This is a genomic window from Lactococcus ileimucosae, from assembly GCF_943193185.1.
GTDB lineage: Bacteria > Bacillota > Bacilli > Lactobacillales > Streptococcaceae > Lactococcus > Lactococcus ileimucosae.
In genome coordinates, this window is record NZ_CALPDE010000015.1 from 41,736 (window position 1) to 64,433 (window position 22,698).

General features: G+C 40.5%; 19 protein-coding genes, 1 tRNA gene and 1 pseudogene. 4 read left to right on the forward strand and 17 right to left on the reverse strand.

The genetic code is table 11. The features are described 5' to 3' along the window. Positions 1-103: 103 nt before the first annotated feature. The 10 genes from ruvB to argR all read right to left on the reverse strand — a co-directional run bounded on the left by ruvB (position 104) and on the right by argR (position 12,526). Entirely contained in the window at positions 104-1,102 is a 999-nt protein-coding gene (gene ruvB, locus NFR51_RS07575; protein ID WP_251713111.1) for a Holliday junction branch migration DNA helicase RuvB, read from the reverse strand. A 43-nt stretch (positions 1,103-1,145) separates the two neighbouring features. Continuing rightward, complete coding sequence (locus NFR51_RS07580; protein WP_251713112.1) at positions 1,146-2,387, reverse strand: Fic family protein; 1,242 nt, start codon at positions 2,385-2,387, stop codon at positions 1,146-1,148. 171 nt (positions 2,388-2,558) lie between these two features. Then, positions 2,559-4,265 carry a hypothetical protein gene (locus tag NFR51_RS07585; protein ID WP_251713113.1) on the reverse strand — a complete coding sequence of 569 codons (1,707 nt, stop codon included), beginning with the start codon at positions 4,263-4,265 and terminating at the stop codon, positions 2,559-2,561. Positions 4,266-4,766: 501 nt separating this feature from the next. Next, the gene (gene ruvA, locus NFR51_RS07590) at positions 4,767-5,357 is read right to left on the reverse strand and encodes a Holliday junction branch migration protein RuvA (protein WP_251713114.1); all 591 of its coding nucleotides are present in this window, start codon (positions 5,355-5,357) and stop codon (positions 4,767-4,769) included. Then, entirely contained in the window at positions 5,357-6,319 is a 963-nt protein-coding gene (locus tag NFR51_RS07595; RefSeq protein WP_251713115.1) for a glycosyltransferase, read from the reverse strand. Before NFR51_RS07595 ends, ruvA begins: the two co-directional genes overlap by 1 nt. A gap of 16 nt (positions 6,320-6,335) precedes the next feature. Beyond that, positions 6,336-8,234, reverse strand: coding sequence for a DNA mismatch repair endonuclease MutL (mutL, locus tag NFR51_RS07600; RefSeq protein ID WP_251713116.1), 1,899 nt, complete (start codon positions 8,232-8,234; stop codon positions 6,336-6,338). A gap of 158 nt (positions 8,235-8,392) precedes the next feature. Next, complete coding sequence (locus tag NFR51_RS07605; RefSeq protein WP_251713117.1) at positions 8,393-9,079, reverse strand: hypothetical protein; 687 nt, start codon at positions 9,077-9,079, stop codon at positions 8,393-8,395. 58 nt (positions 9,080-9,137) lie between these two features. Beyond that, on the reverse strand, positions 9,138-11,645 hold the full coding sequence (mutS, locus tag NFR51_RS07610; protein WP_251713118.1) for a DNA mismatch repair protein MutS: 2,508 nt from the start codon (positions 11,643-11,645) through the stop codon (positions 9,138-9,140). A 103-nt stretch (positions 11,646-11,748) separates the two neighbouring features. Beyond that, entirely contained in the window at positions 11,749-12,090 is a 342-nt protein-coding gene (locus NFR51_RS07615) for a YlbF family regulator (RefSeq protein WP_251713119.1), read from the reverse strand. Then, positions 12,080-12,526, reverse strand: coding sequence for an arginine repressor (gene argR / locus NFR51_RS07620; RefSeq protein ID WP_251713120.1), 447 nt, complete (start codon positions 12,524-12,526; stop codon positions 12,080-12,082). Before argR ends, NFR51_RS07615 begins: the two co-directional genes overlap by 11 nt. A gap of 289 nt (positions 12,527-12,815) precedes the next feature. Between argR and argS the strand changes: the two genes are divergently transcribed. Both argS and NFR51_RS07630 read left to right on the forward strand, forming a co-directional pair. Continuing rightward, the gene (gene argS / locus NFR51_RS07625) at positions 12,816-14,504 is read left to right on the forward strand and encodes an arginine--tRNA ligase (protein WP_251713121.1); all 1,689 of its coding nucleotides are present in this window, start codon (positions 12,816-12,818) and stop codon (positions 14,502-14,504) included. A gap of 191 nt (positions 14,505-14,695) precedes the next feature. Further along, positions 14,696-15,985, forward strand: a complete 1,290-nt coding sequence (locus NFR51_RS07630; RefSeq protein ID WP_251713122.1) for a hypothetical protein — start codon at positions 14,696-14,698, stop codon at positions 15,983-15,985. Between the two features lie 114 nt (positions 15,986-16,099). Here the strand turns inward: NFR51_RS07630 and NFR51_RS07635 are convergent, their stop codons facing one another. The 5 genes from NFR51_RS07635 to NFR51_RS07655 all read right to left on the reverse strand — a co-directional run bounded on the left by NFR51_RS07635 (position 16,100) and on the right by NFR51_RS07655 (position 18,595). Beyond that, the gene (locus NFR51_RS07635) at positions 16,100-16,984 is read right to left on the reverse strand and encodes an NAD(P)-dependent oxidoreductase (RefSeq protein ID WP_251713123.1); all 885 of its coding nucleotides are present in this window, start codon (positions 16,982-16,984) and stop codon (positions 16,100-16,102) included. A 10-nt stretch (positions 16,985-16,994) separates the two neighbouring features. Beyond that, positions 16,995-17,198 carry a hypothetical protein gene (locus NFR51_RS07640; RefSeq protein WP_251713131.1) on the reverse strand — a complete coding sequence of 68 codons (204 nt, stop codon included), beginning with the start codon at positions 17,196-17,198 and terminating at the stop codon, positions 16,995-16,997. Positions 17,199-17,254: 56 nt separating this feature from the next. Continuing rightward, positions 17,255-17,337 (reverse strand) — tRNA-Leu (locus NFR51_RS07645). Positions 17,338-17,384: 47 nt separating this feature from the next. Next, positions 17,385-17,753: a DUF1634 domain-containing protein gene (locus tag NFR51_RS07650; protein ID WP_251713124.1), complete on the reverse strand. Its 369-nt coding sequence runs from the start codon at positions 17,751-17,753 to the stop codon at positions 17,385-17,387. Beyond that, entirely contained in the window at positions 17,750-18,595 is an 846-nt protein-coding gene (locus NFR51_RS07655; RefSeq protein ID WP_251713125.1) for a sulfite exporter TauE/SafE family protein, read from the reverse strand. Before NFR51_RS07655 ends, NFR51_RS07650 begins: the two co-directional genes overlap by 4 nt. 109 nt (positions 18,596-18,704) lie before the next feature. Between NFR51_RS07655 and NFR51_RS07660 the strand changes: the two genes are divergently transcribed. Both NFR51_RS07660 and zwf read left to right on the forward strand, forming a co-directional pair. After that, positions 18,705-18,884 (forward strand): hypothetical protein, encoded by a 180-nt coding sequence (locus NFR51_RS07660; protein ID WP_251713126.1) that lies wholly within the window; start codon positions 18,705-18,707, stop codon positions 18,882-18,884. Positions 18,885-18,907: 23 nt separating this feature from the next. Then, entirely contained in the window at positions 18,908-20,395 is a 1,488-nt protein-coding gene (zwf, locus tag NFR51_RS07665) for a glucose-6-phosphate dehydrogenase (protein WP_251713127.1), read from the forward strand. A gap of 281 nt (positions 20,396-20,676) precedes the next feature. Here the strand turns inward: zwf and NFR51_RS07670 are convergent, their stop codons facing one another. Beyond that, entirely contained in the window at positions 20,677-21,204 is a 528-nt protein-coding gene (locus NFR51_RS07670; protein WP_251713128.1) for a YqeG family HAD IIIA-type phosphatase, read from the reverse strand. A gap of 814 nt (positions 21,205-22,018) precedes the next feature. After that, positions 22,019-22,698, reverse strand: a pseudogene (locus NFR51_RS07675) (hypothetical protein); the annotation flags it as partial.

The following is a 22,698-nucleotide window of genomic DNA, read 5'->3' on the forward strand; positions in this document are numbered from 1 at the left end:
AACTGGTAAATCTTTGGCAAATATCCACACCCGAGGGCATATTTCTTTTTTCATAGAGACAATGAAAAAAGCATAAACTAAAAATGCCCAAACTCGAGCATTTTTAGTCTTCTTGATAAGGATATCCTAAATGTTGGTAAGCCTTTACAGTTGCTTTCCTTCCTTGCTTTGTCCGGACAATAAAACCTTTTTGAATCAGATAGGGTTCATACATATCTTCAACAGTTTCCTGATCTTCAGCAATGTTGACTGCCAAAGTTCCCAAACCAACTGGTCCTCCACCGTACATTTCAATCATGGTACGCAAGATTTTCTGGTCTACATAGTCTAGGCCGGCATTGTCAACATCTAGGATTTGTAGAGCTTTGTCGGTGATTTCTTTGTCCACACGACCGTCTCCCATGATTTGTGCAAAGTCACGCACACGTTTTAACAAACGATTGGCGATACGTGGTGTTCCTCGGCTACGCAAAGCAATCTCAAGTGCCCCTTCTTCAACAACCTCTACCTCAAATATATCTGCAGTACGTTTGACAATCTCTTCCAAGTCACTCTCAGTATAATACTCCATGTGTGCAGAAATTCCAAAGCGGGCACGCAAAGGATTTGACAGCATTCCTGCTCGTGTCGTTGCACCCACCAAGGTAAACGGAGGTAAGTCTAAATGAACCGAGCGGCTTCCATCGCCAGAACCCAGCATGATATCAATGTAGAAGTCTTCCATAGCAGAGTAAAGGATTTCCTCGACCTGCATGGGCATCCGATGGATTTCATCAATAAAGAGGACATCCCCAGGCTCTAACTCATTCAGAATAGCGACCAAGTCTCCAGGTTTTTCAATGGCAGGACCTGATGTTTGCTTGATGTTCACACCCAATTCATTGGAAATCACAAAAGCCAGAGTTGTCTTTCCCAAACCGGGAGGACCAAAAAGAAGCACATGATCCAGTACTTCCTCACGTAGCTTGGCTGCTTTGATAAAAATTTCAAGTTGTTCTTTAACCTTATCTTGACCGATGTATTGGTTGAAATATTGCGGACGTAAGGATTTTTCAACCAGTACTTCATCTTCAAGTGGTGTTGCGGATAGATTTTCGTTCATTATTTTTATTATAACAGAAAAGATGGTTCTGTGTTAAGTCTATTTATTTTTGCAGTTCGCTCCAAAACTCGTCCGTTAACTCATGGATGGACGGTTTTTGTTTCACTTGAGTAATGTGCTTTTTATCTTTTAAATCTTTGAGAATATTTTTTAGTTTTTGCCGTGAGATTCCGATACCTACCGCAATATCTGCATCCGTAAGAACATCTAAACTATCATACATTCGAACTTGTGCTAGAGGATAGATGACTGAACGTTCATCATCAGTTTGTTCAAGTTTTTGAACATTCTCCTGCAAGGTATTAAGCTTGTTCTTCCATTCTTTCAAAGCGCTTAAAATTTTATCTTGAGCCTTAAGCAAAAGATCAAACATATCCAAAATAAAAGATGTTGCTTCACCTGCATTTTTGGGATGAGAAGTTTCCTGAAAAGCTTTATAATATTTATTCTTATTTTCCAAAATAGCTACAGATACTCCGATTGCAGATAAATAATCTAACTTTCGAGCGAGGTAAGAGCAAAGTATAAAACGTCCAATTCTTCCGTTTCCATCATAAAAGGGATGGATATTTTCAAAATAAAAATGACTAATAAATGCCTTTTCAAAGGTCGGTATATCCTCTTGATTCATAAACTTCACGAGATGAGCAAGACGTTTTTTTATGATTTCTTGCCCTTCTGCTCCTTGGTGAACTTTTTTGCCCGTCCTTTGATCAACGATAAATACAGGTTCACTCCTAAAAAGCTCTCCCGTGCTCAATTTATCCTCTTCAGCAACTTCATCCTTGAGTAACTTTTCATAGATTTCTCTTATATCTTCAATTGTTGTAATCTGACTAAATTTAGATTTTCTAAAATTCATGTATTGATAGACAAGACTTTTAAATCTTTTATCTTCTTGCGATTTTTCAAGAATAACACTAATGGCATCACGTATTTCTTTTCGCGTACTTTGAACTCCCTCAATATCATTGGAGGCTTTAATCTCTTCAACAAGTAGATGATAAAAGATATTCTTTTTCGTAATCTCAGGCAAACTGTTCATAAGTTTATCAATTTGTCGTGAATTTTCGTTAATCTTGTCTTTGAGTAACGATGTCTGAGGAAGGACGAGAAAGAAAAGTTCCATTTCTTCTTTTAATAAAAGTTCTTGTTTCGCATCAAAAGCTTGAAAGAAAAGCCCTGTGAATACACTACTTTCACTTTCTTTTCTTTTTTCCACAATCATCGGATAGTTTTCAAAGTCATTATAGCTTATCGCACGTAAGGTCGAATATGTTTTCATCAATTCCTCCTCATCTCTATTTGATAAAATATAAAATAGAAAGACTCAACATTGTTCTATTTGCTATTTTATCAAATAGACAGATGGAAAACAAACCTATTTGATAAAATATAAAATAGCAAACGACGTTTTTACTTCGCTTGCTTTTATGGTTTTTTCCTATGTTTTATTTTAAGCTCCTGCTTGATGAAGGATTAGGGCTGGGCGGACGCCCGTTTCCGCATTAGGACCGGTAATATCGCGATTGCCAAGGAGCTGGCCAACAAAGCCGTAGGCTATGCTAGAGACAAGCCAAGCACGGCCTGAAGCTCCAGGAGTACGTAACCACCAGCCATTGGCAATACCTTGACCTCCTGCCGCACGCTCCGCATGGTTAGAGAAAGCACCACCAAGCTGAGACAGCTTAGTCACATCTGCTAGAGAGAGGGCGAAAGCTTGTTTGACACCATCACCTTCATCAACTGTGGTTAAGTCACCTGCAACTGCTGGGAAAGAAGCAAGGTTAGCAGGTAACCAGCGTGTACCTGTGCCGGTCCAAGTAATGGATGCATACGCAACGTTTGGAGCAGGATTAGGGATAGTTACAGGTTGAACCATAGGCTCAAGTGCCGGTTCAGCTTGGATAAGAGCAGAATACCAGTTTTGCAATTCTGTTGGTTGAGCATTCCAAGTGGTTGTGCTGTGTCGAATCATAGAATCACGGATAATCAAGTGGTTACCGTCGCCCATATCTTCCAAATAACGGAAGCGTTGATTATCTATAGTAAAAAGACGACCAGGGTTCATGAGTCCAAAGTTAAAGTCCTCTGGGGCTGAGTTTACATCGTATTCTGGATTTTCTGCAGGCAAACTGCCACCATTGGTATACTCATCATCCATGGCATTATTCCTAACCCCCTCAAGAAAATCTGCCAAGTGTTCGTGGTGTTCGCCCTCATCATCATTCCCAAGGAAATCATCACTGTTTTCTGGGCGAACCAAATGACTGGAAACATGGATCCCATAGTAGTAAGAGCCCCTAATATCATCTGCCATTTCTGTCATTTGAGCAGCGTCAAGCAAGTAAGAGGTTGTTTCTCCAGCTTGGAGCTTGCTTGCCCAGTAAGCCCAGCCTGTTTGGTGATCAATCACCCAAAAATCGCCGATTTTTTCTTCTATGTCTAAGTCATTTTCCCATTGCTCCATAGTCATTGGTGGACGTTCTTGCTGAAGATGTTGGGCGACTTCGTGAGTGACTTGGGAACCGAACCAGTCGCCTGCACTGTTGTCATAAGTCGGACTGTCTTCTGTCCAGTAGGCATCTGTACCATCACCGGGATGCGTGGCGCCGTTGGTCACACCGTCTGTAGCATCACTTGTAAAGTAGTCACGGGCATGTCCTGCGGCCGCTGCTCTAGGGTCATTTTCCACATGGTTGAAGGTTGGCAAGTACCAAGGGGCAAATTCTTCTCCACGGTCCCAACCAAATGTCAAATTAGAATAATCATTAAAGAAAGCAGAGTCTGTACCCGTTTGACGTTGGTTGATATTGTCTGCATTGGGTTTCCAAGTGGTCCATGTATCCACTTCATCGCGGACAGCTTCGCCTACAAGAGGCTCAAAATCTGTTGCTCCACGTTTCCGAATATCCATGAACTCCGAGAGCCGGATACGGACCATGATTTCTTCTTCCCCGTAGTTTTCGACAAAGACATCTTTATTTTCGGTATCACGATTATAGTAATCATGCACACGCCCTCCCACTTCAAATTCATTGTCGCGTAAACGGTCATTAGTGACACGTTGGTTAAAGGCTGTAAAAGCGAAAGTGCCACCGACTAAAAGGGCTAACCCTAAAACTGCTAGAACCCCTAGCTTTCTTTTCTGTTCTTTATTCATTTATTTTTCCTCATGCTTTAACTTTCATTGATTTAAACGTCGAAAAACGTCCTGATCTCCAGAACGTTTTGGTGCATGCAGAAAAGAACGGAAAATTACCGCCTGTTTATGTGCTGTGCTGTGCTGTGCTGTGCTGTGCTGTGCTGTGCTGTGCTGTGCTGTGCTGTGCTGTGCTGTGCTGTGCTGTCTGATTATAGAACATGGCACTTCCCTCATCAAGTGTTTTATATGTTAAGTAATACTATTAACATTTATATAACACTATTGTAATGTTTTTCTTATCAAAATCAAAGTGATATAAGAACAAAGCATGTGCTGGCACTTAAGCAAAAGCCTAGCAGACTGTGAAAGCTACAGTGATTAGCAGTGCATAAAAAAAGAGACCTCAGAGTCCCTTTGCTTGCCATGAAATTTCCTAAAGAAGACAGAAGACTCTAATAAGTTCTCAACAGGAAAATCATGTAGCCGTAACTTACTTTAAAACATTATTGATACCACGGATTATTTCATCATTAATTTCAGCGCAGCTTTGATATACTCTTCACTTGTCAGACCAACTTCTGCTTCGAGCTTCTTCTGAATTTTCTTGAGTTCTGTTGCTTTATAGCCTAAGGCTTGTAAGGCTTCAATAGCTTCCGTCAGGGCAAGGTTCTCATCTTTGGCTGTCGCCTTTACCATTTCCGCCGAAGCTTTTGCATCAAACTTACCTGCCAGATCCAGCACCATCTGCATAGCTGTCTTTTTACCAACTCCTGGGAACTTGGTCAAGTATTTGATATCACTGCTGTCAATAGCATGAACCAGCCCTGCATTATCATCTGCTGCGATAATGGCTAAGGCTGACTTAGGCCCGATACCTGATACACTAATCAAGCGCAAAAACAGGGATTTTTCTGCCTCATCAGTAAAGCCATACAGGCTATGCGCATCTTCACGAATAACTTGGTGCACATAGATTTTCACTTCTTGATTCATCAGATTAGACCAGGCGTAAGGATTGGCCACATTGATCAAATAACCCACATGCGCAACATCCACTACAATATAGGTCGGCGTGATTTTGACCAGCTGGCCTTGAAAGTATTCATACATTAGTCTTCGTCACTTTCTTTATTGATAAAATCTTGGATGATAAAACGCGGACGCGCTTTTACCTCAAGGAAAATCTTACCGATGTATTCTCCGATAATCCCCAGAGCCAAAAGCTGAATGCCTCCTAAACCGATAATGGCCACAATGATAGAAGCCCAGCCTGTTGTAGGGAATCCCCCAGCAAAGTGGCGAATCACAACGTAGATGCCTGCAACAAAAGCCAGCATAAACATCGTCAAACCTGTCCAGAAGATAAAGCGCATAGGTGTTGCAGATGTCGAAGTAATACCATCAATTGCAAAGCTTATCATCTTTTTAAGCGGGTACTTGCTTTCACCAGCAAAGCGCTCCCCACGTTTATAATAAACATTGGTTGATTTATATCCCACGAGCGGCACCATACCACGCAAAAAGAGATTGACCTCACCATACTCAGCCAAACCGTTCAACGCTCGACGACTCATAAGGCGAAAGTCGGCTGAGTTAGGCACTGACTCACTGCCTAACTTTTTCATTAAACCGTAAAAAGCTAGTGCTGTACGACGTTTAAAGGCTGTATCTGTATCACGATTGTCACGCACACCATAAACAACCTCATAGCCTTTTTCGTACTCTTCAAGCATAGCGTCAATAGCATCAATATCATCTTGCAGGTCCGCATCCATCGAAATTACGGCATCAGCTAAGTCTTTAACCTGCATCAATCCTGCTAAAAGCGCATTTTGATGCCCTCTATTTCGCGAAAGATTGATACCACTGAACATCGGATTTGCTGCATGTTTTTCTTGAATTTTTTCCCAAGTTTTATCACGCGAGCCATCATTAACATAAACCACCCGACTCTTCTCATCAATTTTTCCGGCTGCTTTTAAAGCCTTATATTTTTCTTCAAGGCGACGAGATGTTTCATCAAGCACCAATTCCTCGTTATAACAAGGGACTACCATGTATAAAGTTGTCATTTTCCTATCCTATTTTTTAATTTAAATTTTTCCAACTGGCTGCTTTGGAGAGATGCCCTTCTTGACGGCGACGGAACATTTTTTCCATGTCCCCACTGTTAAAGTGAACAATCGTTGGACGTCCGTGCGCGCAAGAATAAGGGTTTTCACAAGTCGCAAGCTCTGCTATCAAGGCACGCGCTGACGTCGCATCCAAAGGATGATTCGCTTTAATGGAGCTCTTGCAAGCGACCATCGTCGCTAACTCATGACGGTATTTTTTCACGGAAAACTCTTTGGTCAAAAGAATCTCGTCAATCATCTCGTAAACCGTTTCTTCCAAATCACTTTCCTGAAGCCATGTAGGATGTTCTCTCAGAATCAACTGGTTCTCTCCATATTCTTCAAGGAATAGACCTGCTTCTTCTAAAACAGCTTTCCGATCTAAAAACATCAAGAAATCATGCTTTGGCAAGCTAAAGATGTAGGGCGCAAGCAGTATCTGCTGATCCATGCTCACTTCACCAATTTTTTCACGCCAGTATTCATACTTAACACGTTCCTGTGCGGCGTGTTGGTCAATAATGTAAAGCCCATCCTCAGCCTGACAGAGTAAGTAAGTCGCGTGCAGTTGTGCCAGATATTCTAAGTCCGGAAAGGCCTGTTTCCTTTCCGATTTTTCTGAATTTTCTGCTGGCCTTTCCTCTTTTGATTCTTCTGGTTCTTCAAAAATTGAACGTTCTGTTACCCTTTCTGTTTCCAGCGGGGCCATAGGTTCAACTTGAGGTAAGGCACTTTCTTCCCGAACCTGAGGTGTATCAACAAAGAAATCTTGGCGCACTTTATCATAGTAAAGATTGGCTTGCTTGGTTTCTGTTAATGCCTCTTGCTTATCTTCACGTTTTACAAGACGGGAAGACAGATTTTCTAAAGCATCAGGAATTAACGTTTCCTCCACAAAGACATCTTGAATAGCTTCTGTAATAAGCTGCATCAGCTCACGTTCTTTAGATAAGCGAACTTCCTGCTTAGTAGGATGGACATTAACATCAGCAAGCTGTGGATCAATCTCAATCGACAAAACAACGATTGGGAAGCGACCGACCATTAAACGATTCCCGTAACCCTCAATAATTGCTCGATTCAGCAAAAAGTTCTTAATAAAGCGCCCGTTTATCATCAAAGTAATATAATTGCGGTTGGCACGTGTAAGCTCTGGTAGACTCACATAACCCGAAATTCTAAAATCCAGGTCTTCCGCCTCAACTTTCAGCATCTTCTTCGCCGTGGGCAGACCATAAACACTTGCAATAACTTGGCGTAAGTCACCGTTTCCTGCAGTCTTCATCAGCTCTCGCCCCTCGTTAATCAAGGTAAATGAAACCTCAGGGTGAGCCATGCTTTGCCGATTAATCACATCCGTGATGTGGCTGAGTTCGGCTTGCAAGGAGCGAATATATTTCAAACGTGCAGGGGTGTTGTAAAAAAGATTTTGGACAGTAATCTTTGTGCCCTCTCGTTTCGCAATATCTTCCAGCGTGTCCACTTTGCCGCCGTGGCTAACCAAGCGCGTACCAGACTCTTCTCCAGCTACACTCGTTTCTATAGAAAACTCACTGACCGAAGCAATCGAAGGCATGGCTTCTCCGCGAAATCCCAAAGTACGAATCTTGAAAAGATCTGCCTTATCTTTTATTTTACTTGTCGCATGACGTTTCAAGGCCTTAGCTACATCCTCTTTTTCAATGCCAGAACCGTTATCAACAACCTCTATGAGACGTAAGCCACTCTCTTGAATTTTCACAATGATTCGTGAAGCCCCAGCATCGATTGAGTTTTCCACTAGCTCTTTTACAACGCTAGCAGGACGCTCGACAACTTCACCAGCTGCTATTTGATTAGCTAGAGATTCATCAAGTTCGATTATTTTTCCCACTTATGCAGACCTCCTGACCAAGCAAATACTATTTTTTTCATAATCAGTATTATTATAGCACATTTTAAAGGACAAAAGCCCTTGTTTTTTGTCTGTTTGCAACAAAGAAAACCCCTCCGAAGATACACTGGAGAGGTCTTATTAGATATTTATTTAAATTAATATTGAGATTGATCAATACTGCTGAATATTGCTGCACCAAGCATAATAAAGAAAAGTAGCATAAAGATTACGGCTGCAACACCGATAATAAAGGCGACTAAACCTGCACGATTCCAACCGTCCATGATTTTACGAAATTCTTCTTCATCACGGTAACGATTATCTGGATTTTGGAGTGCCCAACGCTCACCGTTGATACCAAACACGATAGCCCAAGCAATACCAAAAACCCAACCAATACCTGGCACAATAACAAGTAAGCTCAACAACCCCAAGTAAGAACGATTGGCAATACCAAAGAAGACAGGCAGAGCCATCGCTCCCCAGTTCCACTTAGTGTTGATTTTTGATTTCACTTGATTGTCTGCCAAAAACGGCTCATCTGCATAAGTGCTTTGTGAATCTTGAGGGGGCTCAATACTTGTTCTTTCACTTGTTCCTTCAGCAGCTGTTTCTACTGTTGGAACTTCTTCCTCCTCTTCTAAAACCGCTTCAACTTGTGATTCTTCTACTGTTTCTTCCTCAACCGTCTCTGGTTCTTCTACTGTTGATAACACGAACTCCTCTTGCTCAGTTTCTGAGTTTTCTTTCTCACTCCCTTCAGGAGCGACTTCTTCTCCCTTATCTGTCATGGTTTCTGAGGGCTCTGTCGTTTCTAAATCTTTAATTTCATCTTTTTCCATATTCTCTCCTTATTAAATTCAATTCATCCTTGTAATTCTACCATAAAAAAGCAAAATCTTACAAATCATCTCTAAGGTCCCACAAAAAGTTCAGGGCCCCCCGTGCAGTCATATTATCCAAATCTATCTCTTTTAATCTTTCAATAATCTCTTGATGATTATCTTCAACTGGAAAAAGGCTCAACTGCTCTTTTTCCTCTTCAGAGACTTGACGCACAACTGGTTTATTCTCCAGTTTTTGTAAGATGATGTCTGCACGCTCTAATAGACGAGACGGCAACCCTGCAATTTTGGCAACATGAATACCATACGACTTATCTGCTGGTCCTTCTGCTATTTTGTGCAAGAAAGTCACATCCCCACCCTTCTCTAAGGTCGCAACGTGGACATTCTCTAATCCCTTAAGGCTCCCAGATAAATCTGTTAACTCGTGGTAGTGTGTAGCAAACAGTGTCTTCGCATGAATATTGTCATGAATGTACTCAATAATCGCCTGAGCAAGAGCCATTCCATCATAAGTTGCTGTCCCACGTCCAAGCTCATCAAAAACAATCAGGGAATGCGCCGTAGCATGCTGAATCGCATGATTGGCCTCCATCATCTCAACCATAAAAGTGGATTCCCCTGAGATTAAATTATCACTTGCCCCGATGCGCGTAAAAATTGCATCAAAAACTGGAAGTTCAGCCAATTCTGCTGGGACAAAAGAACCTATTTGTGCCATAATCACAATCATTGCAAATTGCCGCATATAGGTTGATTTCCCCGACATGTTTGGTCCTGTAATGAGCTGAATAGCCGTTTGCTCAGGGAGTTTGATATCATTGGGAACATATTCTTGTGCACCAAGAACACTCTCAACAACTGGATGACGACCATTAACAATATTCACTCTACGCTCTTGTGTAAAAACTGGACGGACATACTGATATTTTTCCGCAATTGTTGCCAAACTTTGTAGACAGTCAATGCTCGCGATAGCTTTCGCCACTTTTTGTAAACGTGAAATATATTGTTCTGTTTCTGTACGAACTTGCGCAAAGAGATCATATTCTAAAATGCTTGATTTTTCACGCGCTTCCAACATTATTTCTTCAATTTCAGCCAATTCTTTTGAGCCAAAGCGTTCTGAGTTTTTCAGAGTGGCTTTCCGGTAGAAGTATTCTGGAACGCTACCGAGTTGACTTTGAGTAACATGGAAGTAGTAGCCGTCTTTGCGATTAAAGTCAATACGTAAAGTTGAGATACCTGTTTTTTCTTTTTCTTTAGCCTCAAGTTCTGCTATCCAAGAAGTCCCATTTGCAAGAGCTTCCCTGTATTTATCCAGCTGTTCATTATAGCCCGTCTTAATCACACCACCTTCGGTAATCACACGCTGTGCAGATTCATCAATGGCATTGTGTATGAGACTGATGAGCTCGGGGATTTCATCCAGCTGGGAAATCAACGGATCCAGAGCTGGACTCTTCATAGCCAGCAAAACACTTTTAATTCCTGGAATATTTGACAGAGAGTTTTCTAACTGCAAGTAATCAACTGGGAGAACTTTACCAAAAGAAACACGAGATGCAAGACGTTCTAAGTCATACACCCCTTTAAGGGCCTCAATCAAATCCGCACGTTCAAAAAAATTGTCCAAAAAAAGCTGCACAATATCCGCACGTTTTTTGATTTCACTGGAAGAAATCAAGGGGCGCTCTAGCCAACTGCGGAGTAAGCGTGTGCCCATGGCCGTCTTAGTCGCATCAAGCAACCAATAAAGCGTCCCATGCTTTTTCCCTTCTCGTTTATTTGTTGTTAGTTCAAGAGATGACTTTGTCGCAAAATCCATCTGCAGGAAATCTTTTATTTCATAATGCTCAACTTCTTGCAAATGACTCAAATCTCGTAACTGTGTGCGCTTGACATAAGCCAAGAGCTTAGAAGCGACTTGATTTTCAAGTGCTGAAAGTGACGAATGGATATCCTCAAAGTCAAATTGCTCAGAAACCATCAGGTTCATTTGCTTCTCAAAGATTTGTCTATCATCCGCCTTTAACGCGTAACCTACCACAATCTCACGCGCTTTAAGCGAGGAAATTTCACTCAGAGTTGTTGAGAAATCTGAAAGTTGGGTGGCTTTAAATTCCCCTGTTGATAAGTCCATGTAAGCCAGCGCATACTTTTCAGCTGCCTTGTCAAGAGCGACTAAAAAATTATTGTCTGTTGTCAAACCGACGTCAACAGCTGTTCCTGGTGTGATAACTTGCGTTACGGCACGCTTAACAATACCTACCGCAGTTTTGGGATCCTCCACTTGCTCAGCAACAGCAACCTTATGCCCCAGACTGACTAACTGCTCAATATACTGATCTGCTGAGTGATAGGGCACACCAGCCATTGGAATAGGATTTTCTGCATTCTTATTCCGCGAAGTGAGAGAAAGTTCTAAAATTTGCGCTGCATTTACCGCATCTTCATAAAAAAGTTCATAAAAATCTCCCATACGAAAGAGCAAGAAAGCATCTGGATAATCAGCTTTGATATCAAGATATTGCTGCATTCCTGGTGAAATTTTTTCAGACATGTTATTCTTCTTTCCTTTGAAAATTCTTTATTTCTATTATAACATACGGATTAATCGCAAAGCTAAAACAAAAAAAGGCACTAAAGACCTTTATTTTAAACATTCATCTTTCCAAAAACTCATTGACTTTTCTTTCTATTTCTCCTGTAACATATTGCAAAAGGGCATCAACAGGCTGCATTTTTAGGAGGTAATCTTCCACCAATGGCTCATTTTTCAAAGCCTCATGTATGTTTTGTGCCGCACTCGAAGTTTCTCTAAAGGCCTGTTTTTTACCTATTTTTTGATAGAGAACAGCTTCTTTCTGCAACTCTTTCATTTTCTTTTGCTGCTCAAAAAGTCCCTTTTCTGCCTGTAGGGCTATTTCAGCTTTTTGAAAGCTCTTTACATAATCTAAGTCAAGAATTTGAGCTATCAATTTTTCTTTGCTTGCTTTATAGGGCATCTTCAATCTCCAAAGCCAAATCGCGCGCTGCCTGTTCATCTTTACAGATTAAAAGTAAGGTATCTGCACCGGCTAAGGTTCCTAAAATCTCAGGTCGCTTTTCATCATCAAAAGCATTAGCCAAAAGATCTGCCTCACCTAAGTGCGTGTGTACAACCACGTTAACACTGGCAAAAGAAACCTTTAAAACAAAATTGCTAAAATATTGTTGCAATAGGGATTGTGAAGGTGAATTGAGTTCTGTTAAAAAAACGTAAAAACTCTTCCCCTCCTCACGCTTTTTTATGATATGTAATTCACGAATGTCACGCGATAAGCTTGCCTGAGTGATCTTTACCCCTTTTGACTCCAAAACACTTTGCAACTCTTCTTGTGTCGCAATCTGATTTTCAGAGATAATCTGTTTAATTAAGTCTAATCGTTCTTCTCTTTTCATGCACCTATTATAGCATAAAAATACTCAACAAAATATCAGAAGAAGAACCTAAATATCAGCCTTATCCGCTTTTCTTTATTTCTCGCTCTCAACAAACTGCATAAAAATACACAAAGTCGAAATTATTCTTTTTAATATCCGCAAAAATTCATGGTTTTTCTAAAAATCATGCATGAAATCAAAAAAGCACTTTATCCTGTAAATTCTTTGACTCCTTCAACTTACATCCCTTAAAAAACACCACCTTAAGCACTATACATTTTTATTTCTATTATGGTATAATTATTCTATGAATGAAAAACTATTAGCAGCAAAATCTTTGTTTACTGCACTTGACGGTGCGCTTGAACTCGAACAAATCGAAAATTTGCTTGAAAAACCAAAATCATCAGAAATGGGAGATATCGCATTCCCAGCTTTCAGTTTGGCAAAGTCCATGCGTAAAGCTCCACAAGTTATTGCTGGTGAAATCGCTGAGAACGTTGATGCTACTGGATTTGATAAAGTAGTTGCTACTGGTCCTTATGTGAACTTCTTCCTTGACAAAAAAGCTGTTGCTACAGCGGTCATCAATGAAGTCATTACTGAAAAAGAAGGCTATGGTGACCAAAATATCGGGCACGGTGCTAATGTTCCTATTGATATGTCCGCTCCAAATATCGCAAAACCTTTCTCTATTGGGCACTTGCGTTCAACAGTCATCGGGGATTCACTTTCAAAAATTTACGAAAAGATTGGTTACAACACCATCAAGATTAATCACTTGGGGGACTGGGGAAAACAATTTGGTCTCCTCATCACAGCCTATAAAAAATATGGTGACGAAGCGACAATTACCGCAAATCCTATTGACGAACTATTGAAACTCTATGTCCAAATCAACGCTGAAGCAAAAGAAGACCCTTCTGTTGACGAAGAAGGTCGTGCTTGGTTCCTTAAGATGGAACAGGATGACGAAGAAGCACTCCGCATCTGGAAATGGTTCTCTGATGTCAGCTTGATCGAGTTTAACCGTATTTATGGTAAATTAGGCATTGATTTTGACCACTTTACAGGCGAATCTTTCTACTCTGACAAGATGGACGCTGTGGTTGAAGACCTAGAGTCCAAAGGGCTTATGTATGAGTCTAAGGGAGCCATGGTAGTTGACCTTGAAAAATACAATCTTAATCCAGCTTTGATTAAGAAAACTGATGGGGCAACGCTGTATATCACACGTGACTTGGCAACTGCAATGTATCGTAAAGCAACATTCGACTTTGTAAAATCACTTTATGTCGTTGGTGGCGAACAGCAGAACCACTTCAAGCAGTTGAAGGCAGTACTCAAAGAAGCTGGTTATGACTGGTCTGACGACATGACCCACGTTTCTTTCGGTATGGTTACCCAAGGCGGAAAAAAATTCTCAACACGTAAGGGGCATGTGGTTAAACTCGAAACAGCTCTTGACGAAGCCGTTGAACGCGCACTCAAACAAATCAATGATAAAAATCCTGATTTGCCAAACAAAGAGCAGGTTGCACAACAAGTTGGAGTTGGGGCTGTGAAGTTCTACGACTTGAAAGCTGACCGTAACAATGGCTATGACTTTAATCTTGAAGACATGGTTTCATTTGAAGGTGAAACAGGTCCTTATGTTCAATATGCCTATGCACGTATCTGCTCAATCCTGCGTAAAGCCAACTATGTTCCAAGCCAAGTAAATATTGAAGACATTCCTACTGAAGCTTGGGAAATCGTTAAATTACTCCAAGACTTTGGTAACGTTGTTAAACGTGCAGCTGACAAATACGAGCCTTCCATTATCGCGAAATACTCTATCTCATTGGCGCAAGCCTTCAATAAATACTATGCCCATGTACGTATTCTTGAGGAAAACGAAGGTCTTCAAGCACGTTTAGCACTTGCTAGCGCCACTGCTATTGTCTTAAAAGAAGCCTTGCGTCTACTTGGTGTTGAAGCTCCGGAGGAGATGTAAGATTTAAAACTTTCAAAGTTACAAAATAATTTTAAAAATGAGCTGAGGATAGCGTCAAAATCTTTTGGCTCATTTTTCGTGTGTATTTTATCATTGATAATGTAAAAATATTTAGCCGGTTTTTTCTTTTTTGATAAAATCAAGCTGGGATTTTTCATAAACACTCAAAAAATAATAAACACAAGGAAGTAATGATGTCTAAAAATAATCACGGTAAAAACTTTAACCCCATATCATCAACTAAATTTAAACGTTATCGGAAAAAATTCAATGACTTTGTAAAATCTTCAGCAAAAAACTTCCGAGAAAATACAACGAAAACGAAAAAAGTTTTATTTATTGGTGCTGCAGTGCTCAGTCTCAGCATACCTGTAGGCTACTATACACATGCTAATGCTCTAAATGAAGCACGTAACCATCTTGTTCAAGCAGAGAAATCCCTCAATCAAAATAAACAGGGTTATGTTTCGAAAGAAACAACAGAAGCTATTTCGAGAGAAACTGCAGATACGGCTAAAATAAAAGAACTTTGGCTTCATCCTCAAAAAATCGAGCAAGAAGCGCAAGCTTTAGAAGCACTTGCTAAGAAAGCTGACACAGAGAGTCAAAGCATTGAAAAACTCCTTCAGCAAGCCCAAACGCTATCAACAAATAAAAATATTTCACCAACAGACAAAATACTGCTGGCAGATTACCAAAAACAAGCCAGTTCCTATCTCGTTTTTTCAGATTTCAAAACAAAATTTGAAGAAGAAATTCACTTGGTCGAGGCGCATAATTCTCGTACAGAAACACTCAATCTCGTAGAAGAAACTTTTAAAGACAAGGATTTGCCAAAAGAAAGCAGGGCTGAATTAGAACAACTCGTCAAAAGTATAAAAGCTGCAAAAAATGCTGATGAAATCAAAGGCTTAGTAAGTGAATTAACAGAGAAAATTAACATTGCAAAGCTGCGTATTCAAGAAGTTAAGGAAGCACGTGCCCTCAAAAACGCCAAAGATAAAGCCAAAGAAAATATTTCAGCAGCTGAAAAGCTACAAGCTTCAGTCTATACTGAACAAGCTGATAAGGATGAATTACAAAAACTTGTCACAGCTGTTAACCAAGCGACGACAGCTAAAGCTGTAGAAAAAGCCAACTCAGATTTGGCGTCCTACTTAACAGGTGCTAAGCAAAGAGAAAGTGCAGCAGCTGAGCTAGCCGCGCAGAAAGCCGAAGCAAAACGTCAAGCAGAGGAAAAAGCTGAACAAGAGGCTGCAAGAAAAGCACAAAACGAAATAAATTCAGCAAACAGCGACAGTGCTCCAGTAAGTTCTGGTGGTTGGACAACGGCGGCACCAGGAATGGTTTTCTATCGTGGTAACTCTAACAAATACTATCGCATGGTGAAGAATCCCGGAAACTATACCTATATAACCATCGGAGAAGCACAAGCACTCGGCGCAACACCTGGGCACGGCAATGGTTCTGCAAAAAACTAAAGTAAACAAGCTCTCTTCCATTTTTCTAGGTTCTAGGAAACAAAGCATCAAAACCCAAGCACTAAAAAAATCCACTGACACAACTTCACTGCTCAGTGGATTTTTAATATTTTTTTATTTATTCGGTCTCACGCCTTCTGGCCACCAAAGTTTAATCAGCGCTTGCGTGCCATCATTTTCATAACCTTCTTCTGCCAAACGGTCATAAAGTTTCTTTGCTCCTGCTGTAGCAGGAAGTTCAATCCCCATTTTTTCAGCCTCAGCTAAAGCAATTCCTAAATCTTTAATAAAATGTTTAACGAAAAAGCCCGCACTAAAGTCCTCACGTAAAATACGCGGAGCATAATTGGTCATTGACCAAGTAGCTGCAGAGCCTCCTCCCACTGTTTGGAGGACTTTTTCTACATCTAAACCAGCTTTATCTGCATAAACCATTAGTTCTGTCATCGCTGTCATCGTACCCGCAATTGCGATTTGATTCGCCATTTTGGTATGTTGGCCCGCTCCTGCTGCGCCTTGTCGTGTAATGGTTTTGCCAATAGTTTCAAAGTAAGGCAAGAGATGTTCATAGGCTTCTTCATCCCCACCTACCATAATCGTTAAACTTGCATTCTTTGCCCCAATATCTCCGCCTGACACTGGTGCATCTAAAGCTGAAGCCCCCGCTTCTTTTGCAGCCTGATAAATCTCTTGTGCCAAAGCCGGCTCTGATGTTGTCATATCTACTAGAAACGTACCTTGTACATTTGCCGTAAATACACCTTTTTCGCCAAAGTAAATTTCGCGAACATCTTTGGGATAACCCACAATCGAAAAAACAATATCCGCTGCTTCAGCAACCTCTTGTGGTGTGGCACAGTAAGTTGCACCACGCGCAACTAAGTCATCCGTTTTTGACTTTGTTCTGTTATAGACAAACAGTTCATTGCCTGCGTCTAGTAAGTGGCCTGCCATAGCTGCACCCATTACTCCCGTACCGATAAATCCGATTTTTGCCATGATTTCTCCTTTATTTGTTCAATCTTCTTTGCCTTGCTGCTGTTCGACGCAAAGCTTTTATTTTTTGATTACGATAATCTTCTAGCTTATAACTTTTCAGTAATTTCTCAATCCCAACACGCGTTAAGCCCACTTCCTCTCCTATGTTAGCAAGCGCGCGCAGAGGATTAGCATCAATCAAATCCTGTAGTTCTTCTTTCGTCAATCTTCTCATCACATTTTTACCTCTTAAACAAAAAAATCCCGCCCAAGCGAGATTGTAACTGATTATGGGGGAGAGGGGATTTGAACCCCCACGCCCTTACGAGCACATGCACCTGAAGCATGCGTGTCTGCCATTCCACCACTCCCCCAGCACTACCTATAATACCAGTTTCGATAGTGTTTTGCAAGAAATAGCTTACGCGCCTGTGTGTCCTAAAAAAATCGCTAAAACCAGTACTGCAAGTACCATCATCGTGATAATGACATACATTCTATCCCCCTCTTTTGCGAAAGCAAAAATAGAAGCCAGCACACGAAGTACGGGTGTTAAGATTAAAAGAAACAGACCAGTCATAAGCCAAGCGAAGGGCTTAAATTCAAGAAGTCCCCTTACTATTTCAGACAAGCCTCGAGGATAGGTTGTCCCTGAGTAGCCAGAATGGCCTGTGAAAACAAACATAGCCAAACCGATAATGATAACTGCCGAGCTAATAAAAACACCTGCTCTTAAAATTTTACCTATTTTAAGTTCAATCTCAAGTAATTTTTCTTTTTCTTTCGTCATAAACCAAGTCCTTTAAGTATCATTTGTAGAGCCATAAGACCAATTACAGGAATAAATATCAAGCGAATCATCCGAGCGGGTAAATGTGGCATGATGCGCGAACCAATGGCTGCACCTGCTACAATACCTATAGCTAACGGTCCAGCTAAGGAAGGGTCAATATAACCATTAAAGAAATAGACCGTCGCTGAAGCCGCTGCAGTCACTCCAATCATGAGATTTGAGGTTGCCGTTGAGGGTTTGAGTGGCATTTTCATCATCGTATCCATTGCCAAAACCTTAAATGCTCCGGAACCGATACCTAAAAGTCCAGAAGCTATTCCTGCACCAAACATAATAGAAGCACCTTCCGGAACCTTTTCCACCTGATAAGCGACTTCTTTTCCCGTTTGTTTATCAAAGTAAGAGGAATTTAGCTTCATCTTTTCTGCCCATTTATCCGAAGTAACATTTTGCAAAACTTTTTCGCCTTGATGAAGCTTGTGCCACATATTATAGGCTTGAAAAATCAGTAAACAAGCAAAAAGGATGTTTAATACCGAAGCATTAAACAAGCCGGCCAAAATCGCCCCCAGTAATCCGCCAATCGTGGTAAAAATTTCCAAGAACATCGCCACCCGAACATTGACCAAATCATCTTTTAAATAAGAAATGGCAGCGCCAGAACTTGTTGCAATAACAGCGACAATACTTGCACCGATTGCATACTTTATATCTACACCAAAAAAGGAAGTAATGATTGGCGTGATAATAATTCCACCACCGAGACCTAAAATGCTTCCTACAATACCAGCAACTACGCCAAGTAAAAGCATGGAGAATGTAAAAGTTAATAAAGACATGGCTCTATTTTATCACTTTAGCTCAAAAGAATCTCAACTCAAAGGTCCGTCACTCAATTTGTGATATAATTTTCTTAGTAGTAAATTTTTCTAATATAAGGAAATCGTTATGAATCGCAAAGAGCTTGAAGAGAGACTTCAAAAAGAATTAAACTTACCTTTTTATCGTGCTAAAATTGCTGAGCGTGACTATACAGAAGCTGAATATCAAGATATGAAGGCACAGTTGAACAAAGACTATCTGGACTATGTTGATACCTATATCGACTATGCTGAAAACGATGTTTGACAATCAATAGAAAGAAGAGATTTATGAGTAAACAAGTACTTTTTACAATGTTTGGGGCAACTGGTGACCTCGCCAAACGTAAACTTTATCCTGCCCTTTTCCAACTTTATAAAAAAGGCGAAATTGCTGAAAATTTTGCTGTGATTGGTACTGCGCGCCGTCCATGGACGGATGAGTACTATCGCCAAATCGTCATCGAATCTTTAGCTGGTTTAAGCAATAACCAAGAAGAACTCAATGACTTCTCGAGCCATTTCTACTATCAAAGTCATGATGTAAATGACACCAGTCATTATCACGCCCTCAAGGAACTGGGAGATCAACTCCGAGAAAAGTACAATACCGACTGTAACCAAGTTTTCTATCTGGCTATGGCGCCACAATTTTTCTCAATCATTGCTAACCATCTCAAATCAGAAAAGATTCTGACAGGGAAAGGCTTTGAACGTGTGATTATCGAAAAACCTTTTGGAAGTGATCTAGAAACAGCCCAAGCACTGAATACAGCACTGAAAGATGTCTTTGCAGAAGATCAAACCTTCCGCATCGATCACTATCTCGGAAAAGAAATGATCCAATCGGTTTCAGCTATCCGTTTTGCCAACCAAATGTTTGAATCCATCTGGGACAAAGACCACATCGACAACATACAGATTACATTTGCTGAAAGTATCGGTGTTGAAGATCGCGGCGGTTATTACGAAACAAGTGGCGCGCTCAAGGATATGATTCAAAACCATGTCTTGCAGGTTCTAGCTCTACTTGCTATGGAAAAACCCAAGTCCTTTACACAAGAGAGCATCTTGGCAGAAAAAGTCAAAGCCCTACATAGCATTCGAAAATACTCTGAGCAGGAAGCTCTGGAGTACTTTATACCGGGGCAATATATTGAAGGCACGATTGACGGAAAAACATTCCCCGCATATCGTTCTGAACCTTCTGTTGCACCAGACTCTAACACTGAAACCTTTGTCGCAGGAAAATTCCTCATTGACAATGAACGCTGGTCCGGTGTTCCCTTCTATGTCCGAAGTGGAAAACGTTTAACAGAAAAAGGAACACGTATCAATATCGTCTTCAAACAAGACCCTAACAACATCTTCGAAACAATTCTTGAAGAAAATGTACTCACAATCTATATCCAACCTACAGAAGGCTTCTCTCTTACTGTTAATGGTAAAGAGGTTGGACAAGGTTTCAATATTGCTCCTATCAAGTTGAGCTATCGGCACGATGCTACAATCTTAGGAAATTCTCCTGAGGCTTATGAAAAATTAATTCTTGATGTTCTCAATGGAGACGGAACAAACTTCTCACACTGGGAGGAAGTTTCTCGTTCTTGGGAGTTGATTGATGTCATTCGTCAGGCTTGGGACAAGGCACACCAAGAATTGCCTAAGTACCCAGCAGCTACTATGGGACCTCAAGAAGCCTTTGATCTCCTCGAAAAAGATGGTAGACATTGGATCTGGCAACCGGATAAGTGGTATAAAGAGCGTGGATTAATGTAGAAAATAACCTAAAAACAAATGTCACATCCTAAGTTCCTAAAATTAAAAAAAAACGCTTCACTACAGCATTATTGTGCATGTAGTGAAGCGTTTTTTTGATATTTTCTCTCAAATTAGTTAGGCCTATCCCTTTATCGTAAGTCTCTTTTTCCACACTTTTATTCACAGTTTTCCACATTTTTGTGAATAAGGTGTGTAAAACTGTGGAAAACTCGGGATAAGTTAAAAATTTTAGTGGATAATCTCTAGAACAATGGTGTAAAAAAACTGTCCAAGACCGATTATAGCCTTTTTTTCCACTCCGGCTGTCCGTATCTTCGAACCAATTTTTTCCACATCCGCCGTTCACGCCAACGGTTAAATTTAGTGCTCCAGGCATCAGAGGCAACCAACTGTTTAACTAAAATGCTACGTACACCTGCACGGTGAGCAGCCCGAATATCGGTCATCAACTGATCGCCAACCATAATCACATGGTTTGGTTCCTCTTCAAGTTTAGTCAACGCCTTGTGAATTCCCCATGCAAAAGGTTTCATCGCTCGTGAGACAAAGTCAACGTCAAATTTAGCAACTGCTCGACGAACTCTTTCGTGTTTATTATTGGAGACAACAATGACCTTTATATCATTTTCTCGCATAGTTTTTAGCCATTGATGCAGTTCTGGTGTACCATCTGGATTGTTCCAAGCGATAAGTGTATTGTCTAAATCAACCATGATTCCCCGAATGTCCTTCTTCTTTAAGTTTTCCACATCCAAGTTATACACAGCTTCTAAAAGATAGTCTGGTTTATAATTCACAAGTTTCATACATTTATTATAACATTTCTCTTTACTTTTCTCCCTTCCTTACTCAATTACTGTAACAAACTCTTTTTAGCCCAGAATAGCTCTCCCTACATTCATCGATTATCTTATAATTTTTCCAAACCCATATACATCATACATGGGAGCCCATTTCTCTCATGGCGAACTTAAACAAGATTGACAGTGCGTAGGAAAATTGATAGAATCATCAATAAATATTCAGAAAAAATCTCTAAATAGGATTATTTTTATGTCTACACTTGTACTTATTCTCATACTTATGTTTTGTTTGGGAGCCTACTATTTTGGGGCTAACGAATTTGTAGTAAAACCTTTAATTTCTAGAAGACGGAGACAAAATAAGAAAATTTCTAAGTTCTTCTTACTGTACGCATGGGGCTTGGGACTAATCTTTCTCGGACTATTATTTTTAACTTTTTATTTAGAGGGGATTGGGAAATTACTTCCCTCAACTGCCTTAATTATATGGATTTTCTTTTTCTATTTAAAGAATATCTAGCAAATCACTCCTATAACCGACTCTCTTCTGACAAAGAATGAACGTATTATTGTTGATAGATGGCGCCCTCTGATTCATAAGTTTAAGTCTTACACAACAACCAAGGATGCGCTGGGTCAAAACTTTAGGTTTGATGAGAAACTCCAATAATGCTTATGTTTTTTTGTTTAAAGAGTTTTAAGCAAAGTAAAATTACCAGCTATAAAATAAAAAGGCCTCAATATCTCATTCATGTATATTGAGATCTTTTTTTCTTTACATATTTACTTAACTTATATGCCAGCTGTATTTGGAGTTTTATTGACGAACGATGAGGGCAGGGCGCAGTCCTCCATACCAAACATTATGATTCACATCGCGGAATCCAGTTACAGCTCCATTCGCCAGAACAGACCACATGTAACCTGGATGAGCTCCAGGAGTCCGAAGCCAAGCCCAAGTATCATCAACAGGAAGACCGCGTTCTGCATGATTAGGAAAAGCACGGCCTGGTCCTGATAGACGAGCAACATCTGCTAAGGAGAGAACAAAGGCTTGGCGACTACCACTTGAATCAACCTGAGTCACATCAGCCGCTACATCGGGAAAATCATGGAGATTTGTAGGTAGCCAACGATTGCCTGTAAAAATAATATCTCCATCCGCAACACTAGGTGCTGGAGATGGTATAGATACAGGTTGTATCATAGATTGAACCGATGAATCAAGATTATTATAATAGTCGGTAAGACGCTGATTTGTGTTAGGAAAAGCAACATTTATAAATACACTATTACGGATAATCATATGGTTACGGTTCCCCATATTCTCCAAATAACGGTACTGCTCCCCAGCCATAGTAAAGATGGTCCCCGGTGCCATGATGCTAAAGTTGATTTGGTCGGGTTGGACATTGTCATTTGGTCCCGGGTTCCCCCAGTTGTTATCGATAGAACCGTTCTGTACGGCTGTCAGGAAGTCTGACAAGTCATCATGAT

What these genes read in the sequence shown, in the direction of transcription:
- ruvB (WP_251713111.1), bottom strand. Translation starts at nt 1,102, where the DNA reads ATGAACGAAAATCTATCCGCAACACCACTTGAAGATGAAGTACTGGTT.
- NFR51_RS07580 (WP_251713112.1), bottom strand. Translation starts at nt 2,387, where the DNA reads ATGAAAACATATTCGACCTTACGTGCGATAAGCTATAATGACTTTGAA.
- NFR51_RS07585 (WP_251713113.1), bottom strand. Translation starts at nt 4,265, where the DNA reads ATGAATAAAGAACAGAAAAGAAAGCTAGGGGTTCTAGCAGTTTTAGGG.
- ruvA (WP_251713114.1), bottom strand. Translation starts at nt 5,357, where the DNA reads ATGTATGAATACTTTCAAGGCCAGCTGGTCAAAATCACGCCGACCTAT.
- NFR51_RS07595 (WP_251713115.1), bottom strand. Translation starts at nt 6,319, where the DNA reads ATGACAACTTTATACATGGTAGTCCCTTGTTATAACGAGGAATTGGTG.
- NFR51_RS07605 (WP_251713117.1), bottom strand. Translation starts at nt 9,079, where the DNA reads ATGGAAAAAGATGAAATTAAAGATTTAGAAACGACAGAGCCCTCAGAA.
- mutS (WP_251713118.1), bottom strand. Translation starts at nt 11,645, where the DNA reads ATGTCTGAAAAAATTTCACCAGGAATGCAGCAATATCTTGATATCAAA.
- NFR51_RS07615 (WP_251713119.1), bottom strand. Translation starts at nt 12,090, where the DNA reads ATGCCCTATAAAGCAAGCAAAGAAAAATTGATAGCTCAAATTCTTGAC.
- argR (WP_251713120.1), bottom strand. Translation starts at nt 12,526, where the DNA reads ATGAAAAGAGAAGAACGATTAGACTTAATTAAACAGATTATCTCTGAA.
- argS (WP_251713121.1), top strand. Translation starts at nt 12,816, where the DNA reads ATGAATGAAAAACTATTAGCAGCAAAATCTTTGTTTACTGCACTTGAC.
- NFR51_RS07630 (WP_251713122.1), top strand. Translation starts at nt 14,696, where the DNA reads ATGATGTCTAAAAATAATCACGGTAAAAACTTTAACCCCATATCATCA.
- NFR51_RS07635 (WP_251713123.1), bottom strand. Translation starts at nt 16,984, where the DNA reads ATGGCAAAAATCGGATTTATCGGTACGGGAGTAATGGGTGCAGCTATG.
- NFR51_RS07640 (WP_251713131.1), bottom strand. Translation starts at nt 17,198, where the DNA reads ATGAGAAGATTGACGAAAGAAGAACTACAGGATTTGATTGATGCTAAT.
- NFR51_RS07650 (WP_251713124.1), bottom strand. Translation starts at nt 17,753, where the DNA reads ATGACGAAAGAAAAAGAAAAATTACTTGAGATTGAACTTAAAATAGGT.
- NFR51_RS07655 (WP_251713125.1), bottom strand. Translation starts at nt 18,595, where the DNA reads ATGTCTTTATTAACTTTTACATTCTCCATGCTTTTACTTGGCGTAGTT.
- NFR51_RS07660 (WP_251713126.1), top strand. Translation starts at nt 18,705, where the DNA reads ATGAATCGCAAAGAGCTTGAAGAGAGACTTCAAAAAGAATTAAACTTA.
- zwf (WP_251713127.1), top strand. Translation starts at nt 18,908, where the DNA reads ATGAGTAAACAAGTACTTTTTACAATGTTTGGGGCAACTGGTGACCTC.
- NFR51_RS07670 (WP_251713128.1), bottom strand. Translation starts at nt 21,204, where the DNA reads ATGAAACTTGTGAATTATAAACCAGACTATCTTTTAGAAGCTGTGTAT.